The following is a 1188-nucleotide window of genomic DNA, read 5'->3' on the forward strand; positions in this document are numbered from 1 at the left end:
CATGAAGGGGGGTAAGTTCGAATTGTCCGGCTTGAACTCATTGGAACGAATGCGACCTTTGATGAGGAAATAACAGCGACTTGCCTCCATGAGCACGACAAGAAGAAGCGCCCAAGAGATGAAGAGTCCAAGTACCTGAGCCGAAGTGCTCATCGGTCAACCTCCTTTTGCCCTAAGCCCTTGTTTAGCGGCGCCCATGTAGCGCAGCGAAATGGGCGCCCGGTGGAGGGCCGGAGGCCCGGAACGAACTACAACCGTTGGTTATGTGGTGCGCGGCGCAAACATGATGATTGCCATACCTAACAGCGCAACGGCTGAGCCAACCAAATCCCAAGCGGTTGGCCGAATACCATCGACCGCCCAAAGCCACACAATAGCCATAAAAATATACACACCACCATATGCAGCATAGACCCTGCCAGCAGCCGTGGGATGTAGCGACAGTAACCACGCAAATGCTGCAAGACTCAACGCACCTGGCACTATAAGCCAGATGGTTTTGCCCTCTCGAAGCCATAGGTAAGGCAAGTAACAACCAACAATCTCTGCCAATGCAGTGACGAGAAAAAGACCGACTGTTTTCAGTTCAGGCAAAGAAATTGACCTCTTGGTAGTGACACATAACGTTGCCAACAGGGGCCCGCGTAGCGGGTCCCTGCCTGGTTGGCCTTGTTAGGGCTGCGACACGCAGGCCGTGACAAGGCTAAGCAGGGCGTAGCGCAGCGAAGCCCCACCGTTGTTACTGGCACCGAGGTGAGGCTGACGCCCCGAGGATGCCGCTTTACCCGATTGTGGCACGCTCGGAAGATTGCTCAAGCCGAAACGCTAACCAAATAGGCCATTTGAATGCCACCAGGAAGGAGACTGCCGGATATGGGATCTGGCTCCGTCCCTGGATGCTGGGCTGCCCCTCCATGGGCAGCAGAATCATTTTGATATCGGGGCCTCAGCTAGAGGGAAAGGCCGAGTAGCCCTAACGCCCGCCATCACCGGTGACAAAACCAGAGCGAAACGGAGGTTTTGGCATCCGGTGCATGGCCTGGTTAAACCTCACTTTGGTCAGTGAAGCTGACTAAAAACTTCCGGGTGTTGCTCAGCAATACGCAGAAGCGCAACCGCAGGGCCTTGCGGCTCGCGCCGACCCTGTTCCCAGTCCTGAAGGGTTCGCACACTCACACCCATAAGGCC

At 55.7% G+C, this 1188-nt stretch carries 1 protein-coding gene; it reads right to left on the bottom strand.

What is annotated here, in order from left to right:
* Positions 1–261: 261 nt before the first annotated feature.
* Positions 262–594 carry a YnfA family protein gene (locus tag V6D20_12940; GenBank protein HEY9816686.1) on the bottom strand — a complete coding sequence of 111 codons (333 nt, stop codon included), beginning with the start codon at positions 592–594 and terminating at the stop codon, positions 262–264.
* Positions 595–1188: the final 594 nt, after the last annotated feature.

The sequence above is a fragment of the Candidatus Obscuribacterales bacterium genome, assembly GCA_036703605.1.
In the GTDB taxonomy this organism is placed as follows: domain Bacteria; phylum Cyanobacteriota; class Cyanobacteriia; order RECH01; family RECH01; genus RECH01.